The sequence below is a fragment of the Sphingobacterium sp. GW821-FHT03E03 genome (assembly GCF_059420745.1).
Window position 1 is genome coordinate 77,241 of the sequence record NZ_JBWKUH010000022.1, and the last position, 6,372, is coordinate 83,612.

Below are 6,372 nucleotides of genomic sequence, written 5' to 3' on the forward strand. Positions count from 1 at the left end.
TTAATCGTTTGTCTTGTCCACGAGTTTTTTACCTGAAACCTTCTCCTGTAAATATTGAAACACCAGATACAATAACGGTATAACGATCACACCAAGGATCACACCACTTAACATACCCATAGCTGCTCCAGTACTAATAGAGTGATTACCTGTTGCTGTTCCTCCAGTAGCAAACATCAGTGGGATCATACCCGCTATAAAGGCTAGTGAAGTCATTAAAATTGGACGAAGACGCGCTTTGGCACCTTCCAGTGCAGAATCAATAAGTGAAGATCCCGCCCGTCTACGCTGCAATGCAAATTCAACAATCAGGATCGCATTCTTCGCCAAAAGACCAATCAACATAATCAATCCGACTTGAACGTATATGTTATTGTCAAGACCGATAGCACGTGTTCCTAAGAACGATCCTATGATCCCTGTTGGGATCGATAACAGTACTGCCAGCGGCAATAGGTAACTTTCATACTGTGCGGAAAGTAAGAAGTAGACGAACAATAAGCTCAATGTCAAAATGATCATCGTCTGATTGCCGGAAGATTTTTCTTCCAAACTTAGTCCTGTCCATTCGTAACTATAGTCTCCTGGTAATTTGTTCAGCACATTTTTCTCCAGTGTTTCCATAATAGCACCATTACTGATACCTGGATTACTGACGACGTTAATGGTAAGCGAGTTGTACAAGTTGTAACGTGTCACGGACTCTGGCCCATAGACTTTGCGAAGTGTTACCAATGTATTTACCGGTAGCATTTCTCCTTTGTTGTTCTTGACAAATATTTCATTGAAAGCGTCCTTATCCGTTCTAAAAATTCCGTCTGCTTTTACAGCGATACGATAGAATTTACCAAAGCGATTGAAATTCAATGATTGGTCACCAGCAAAATAGGTCTGAACAGACGAAAGCATTTCACTGACATCTACACCAAGCTGAGCCGCTTTATCTTCGTCAACTTCCAATTCCATTTGTGGATAATCTGCTCTAAACATGGTGTAGGCAAATTGTACACCTGGTTGTTGCATAATCTTCGCAATAACAGAATCGGACATTGCCTTAAGCTCTACTGGAGATTTTCCCGCTCTGTCTTGTAGTACAAGTTCGGCACCGTTCATCATACCATAACCATCAACAGGAGGGGAGCGGAAAGCCATTGCATTGCCTTCCTTAACAGTAGTTAGCTTTTGAGAAATCACCTGATGAATCTGATCAATATCATTCATTTCGCCACGTTTCTTCTTATCTTTTAGACGGATGAAACCTGTTGCGTAAGCCGCACTGGAGTTGTTACCAATCATATTGAAACCAGTGATACTCGTGTGGCTTTCAATAGAAGGTAAGTCAGCCAATAGTTTCTCTATTTTTCCTACAGCTTTTGTTGTCCGATCGAGACCGGTACCCGGAGGCATCTCCAAACTGTACACGACAAAGTTATCGTCTTCCATAGGGACAAAGCTTTTTGACGTACTGGTCATGAGATATCCCGCAGCCCCTATTGTAGCAATAATTAATAAAGCTGCTAACCATTTTTTCTTAACAAGAAATTTCAGCGAGCCAACGTATCTATTTGTCATGTTTTCAAAACCAGCATTAAAGGCTTTGAAAAACCGTTGTGAGAAGCCTGTTTTTTGAGTTTGCCCATCATGATTTTCGGCATGTGTGTTTTTCAGTAACAAGGCACACAGAGCTGGCGTCAACGTCAATGCATTGATCGCTGAAATCACAATGGCGATAACTAGTGTATAGGCAAATTGTTTGTAAAACATTCCCGATGAACCAGTCATAAAACCGATAGGAATAAACACTGCACACATGACCAAGGTAATCGAGATAACCGCACCGGTTATTTCACTCATGGCGCTGTGTGTGGCCTCATTACCGGTCATGGTCGATGTTTCCATCTTACCATGGACGGCTTCGACGACGACAATAGCATCATCGACCACAATACCAATGGCCAATACCAAGGCGAAAAGGGTTAATATATTGATGGTAAACCCAAACACCAGTAAGAAAAAGAATGTACCTACGATGGCTACCGGTACCGCGATCGCCGGAATAATGGTCGATCGGATATCCTGCAAGAATAAGAAAACAACCAAAAAGACCAAAATGAACGCTTCAATTAATGTTGAACGCACTTGAGCGGTACTTTCATCCAGGCGCTCTTTGGTACTGATCAGTTTAAATATCTTGATTCCAGGAGGAAATGAGCGTTGCGCTATTTCGATCTGTTTATCGATACCTATTTCAATTTCGTTAGCATTGGAACCAGAAGTCTGGAAAATACCAATAGTAACAGTATTTAAACCATTGTTTTGCGAATTACCGCTATAACTTATCGAACCGAATTCTATCCGGGCAACATCTTTCAGCCTGACGATCTGAACATCATTATTTTTAACAATAATGTTTTCATACTGTTCCGGAAGATTCTTTTTCCCTTTATATCGAATCACATATTCCAACGGAGCCTTTGATTCTTCACCTAATTTTCCTGGTGCGGACTCCAGACTCTGCTTGGAAATTGCAGCGATGACTTCTTGAGGTACAAGACCATAACTCGCCATTTTCTGAGGATTCAACCAAACGCGCATAGAGTAATCTTTCGAACCAAATACCATAGCTTGACCTACACCCGGAACACGTTTGATCTGTGGAATCAAGTTGATATTTACATAGTTCTGTAGGAATAGTTCGTCATACTTTTTATTATCTACAGTATAGATATTAAAAATCATGATCATACTATTCTGCTGTTTAGAAGTTGTCAATCCCATGCGCACAACTTCCTGTGGCAGGATCGGTGTTGCCTGTTGCACCCTGTTCTGCACGTTTACAGCTGCTTGATCTGGATTTACACCAGCCTTAAAGACAATACGTACAGAGAATGTACCATCGTTACTTGCAGTTGAGGTAATGTATTCCATGTCCTCAACGCCATTGATCTGCTCCTCCAGCGGCGTAACAACTGACCGTAATACGGTCTCACTATTACCACCGGGATAACTTCCCGTGACTTGGACTGTAGGTGGAGCGATATCGGGAAACCGTGTCTGAGGTAGCCTTAAAAGACCAATTATCCCGAGTATGACAAATATGATAGATATAACAGTTGCCAAAACTGGCCTGTCAATAAATTTCTTCAGCATTTTATTTTAATTTTAGATAAATCTAATACAGGCTTTTATTTTTTAGTAGGTTGAACCTGCATTCCGTCATTAAGCATATCAATTCTATTCATTACGATTTTTTCGCCCGCTGTCAGACCTGATTTGAGTAGATAATCATTGGCCGTATTTCCGGCAATTTCGATCTGCTTCATGGCAATTTTGTTTTTGTCTCCAATAACATAGACAAAATAGCGATCCTGAATGTCTTTAACAGCTGACATAGGAACTAACAATACGTTATCATGAGCCTTTTTTAAGACAACTTTGGCAGAACCGCCAGAACGAAGTATCTTATCTGGGTTGGTGAAAATTGCTTTTAGTGTCATGCTACCAGTCGTCCTATCGATATTACCACTAGCCATTTCTACTTTTCCAGGGTGATTATAGACTGTACCGTCAGCGAGAATCAATGTTGCTTGTTGATTGCTTGATTTCGTATTATGATCCTTCATAAAGGCGATAAAATCAGCCTCACTCAACGAAAAATAAACGTTCACGGTATTGATTTCAGACAATGTTGTTAATGGCATCGCGTCAGCTGCGGTGATCAGATTTCCAACACGATTGGGAATCCGTCCAATGTAGCCACTTACAGGTGCATTGATTAATGTAAATCTTGCATTGATCTGTGAGGAGCCTAATGCGGCTTGTGCTTGAGCAACCTGTGCTTTTGCCGCAGCATAATTCGCTTCTGCAGTTTTAAGCTGAAGGTCAGTATACACTTTACCTTCTACGAGTGGTTTGATTTTTTCAATTTCCAGTTTCGCATTTTGTTCCGCAGATAGTGCCGCTTGATAGGCTGCTCTGCTATTATTTACCTGTTCATTGTATACATCGCCTTTTATTTTGAAAAGGGCTTGGCCTTTAGTGACATAATCCCCTTCTTTGACATAGATTTGCTCCAAATAACCTGTTACCTGAGCTTTTACATCAACATTGACGGCGCCCTCCAACGTACCGGGGTATTTTTTTTCCGTCTCCGCTTGTGCGGGGGATAATTCGATAAAGTCAACAGTAACTGCCTGCTCTTGCGGTTGTTCTTGGCTGCCTCCACAGGACGATAATAGTGTAGCTGCTGTAATAAATGTAAGGATAGGTTTTAAAGTCATCGTTCTTAGTGCCATTTTATCATTTTATTTAATGCAAAAGAAAGAATTCTTTTAAGGGATATAATAAGGAAATCTACCGAGACGTAACAATTGCTTACTGAAACGTAGCTATAATGCGCTGAATTTTGATGTTATTTAATCAAAACAGTTATTTTTTGTCGTTTTTCTTAGAAAGATGCTACTTAAACACCTGACTGCACTTCGTTGATTGTGCACAAAAATTTCGAGATAAGAACCACTGTTTACTAATAATCCAACCAGTTTTTTAGGAGCTGGGCTTTTTCCCGACTGACAAGGATTTCGACATCTTCGCTATGTTTGATTTCGATTTTAAGTTTGCCATTAAAATGGTTATGTAATCTCTTTATTGCATCTATATGTACTATAAATTGTCGATTGGCACGGAAAAAAACTTTGGGATTTAATTGTTGCTCCAGCTCTTCTAAGGTTTGTGGTACAATTTCGACGGTACCACATTTCAGCTTGGCATGTGTTAACTTAAACTCTGAGTAAAAATATTGAATGTCTTCAACCAGTATTGTTTTATAACCATCTTTGTAGGGAAGGAGAAACCGGGTTCTGAAATCTTTGGGATAGATAAAATCCAATAAGCCCTGGATCGGAGCCTGACTCATCTGTTGAAGCTGTAGACTGTCTAATTTGACCAATGCATTTTCTAATTCTTTTTTTTCTACAGGTTTCAGGAGATAATCTATACTGTTGAATTTAAAGGCTCGGACGGCATATTCATCAAACGCTGTCGTAAAGATAATAGGGCAGTCAATTTTTATACTTTCCAGGATTTCGAAACTTAGACCATCAGAAAGACGGATATCCATCATGACCAAATCCGGAGATTCATTACTTTGAAACCAAGTGATACTGTCCGTAATATTATCCAAGACATCCAGTATCTGTATTGATGGCTTTATTTCCTTCAATAGTCGTTTTAGACGATCAGCATTAAGTTTTTCATCTTCAATAATCAATACGTTGGTTATACTCATGAGTTTTGTTCTATAAGAGGTAGATTAACTTTGAATGTCTTACCATTGTTCAATATCTCTGGTTGCAGATTCGACAATAAATCATATCTTTTAATGATATTCGAAATACCTATTCCAGATGACTCCGATACATTTTCTATTGGTATTAAGATATTTTCGACAACTAATTGGTTCTGCGCATTGGTGTATACCTTAATTTTTAACGAACGTTTTTTTTTAGTTTGATTGTGCTTTAGTGCATTTTCAACCAAAAGCTGTAGGGTGAGTGGTGGTAGTTGATAATTGGATTTTGCAGGATCTACATTTATTTCAAAATGAACTCCCTCTCCAAATCGGTTCTTTATCAGGAATATATAGGAGTCCAGGAAATTAAGTTCTTCTTCAAGAGAAATAACATCTTTTTTTGAATTCACCAACAGGTAACGATATATTTTAGAGAAATTTTCAGCATATTCATAGCCCAGTTGCTGATCTTCTAAAATTATTTCGGATAGTACGCTCAAATTGTTGAAAACGAAATGCGGGTCAATCTGTAGCTTCAGCGATTGAAGTTCTGTTTCGAGAATAACCTGCCCCAGTTTGGCGGCGCGTATAGATTCATTCTTCCAGTTGTTGATCAGATGAATCCCAATGTTAATCCCCATAATCATTAAAGCGATCATAACACTGATGGAGATGTTCTGTATGGCACCTCTTTTTTCTTCTAAGGATGTTGCAATCGTGAGGTTTTGTAGCTCATAATAATAACGGGAAATGATGTAAACCAGTAATAAATTGATGAGGAGAACCACGATGAGGTTAATAACGGTTTCAATCAGAAGCCTTTCTGTTGGATTGTCTTTCCATGTTAAAATACGATCCAATTTATTGTGGACAATAATACTGAACTCTGAAATAAGGAAACTGTAAATAATGGTAAAGGTCCATTCTCCCAATATTTCAAACATATTTCGCTGAAAATAGCCATTCCAGCAACTAGAAAATGGGTCTATAATATAGGCAACAAGATAGATGAGAAAAAATGACAGTAGGGTAAATAATAACCTTTTCTTGTTTGTACTGATTAGATTTTTCTCATTTTTATA

Annotated in this window: 4 protein-coding genes; all 4 read right to left on the reverse strand. The window is 39.0% G+C overall.

The window, feature by feature from the left end; translation table 11 throughout:
• Entirely contained in the window at positions 1-3,150 is a 3,150-nt protein-coding gene (locus AC07UV_RS19910; RefSeq protein WP_495185018.1) for an efflux RND transporter permease subunit, read from the reverse strand.
• A 35-nt stretch (positions 3,151-3,185) separates the two neighbouring features.
• The gene (locus tag AC07UV_RS19915) at positions 3,186-4,295 is read right to left on the reverse strand and encodes an efflux RND transporter periplasmic adaptor subunit (protein ID WP_495185019.1); all 1,110 of its coding nucleotides are present in this window, start codon (positions 4,293-4,295) and stop codon (positions 3,186-3,188) included.
• Positions 4,296-4,525: 230 nt separating this feature from the next.
• Complete coding sequence (locus AC07UV_RS19920) at positions 4,526-5,287, reverse strand: LytR/AlgR family response regulator transcription factor (protein WP_495185020.1); 762 nt, start codon at positions 5,285-5,287, stop codon at positions 4,526-4,528.
• The coding region (locus tag AC07UV_RS19925; RefSeq protein ID WP_495185021.1) for a sensor histidine kinase at positions 5,284-6,372 on the reverse strand (1,089 nt) is incomplete at its 5' end. The genes AC07UV_RS19920 and AC07UV_RS19925, both read right to left, overlap by 4 nt.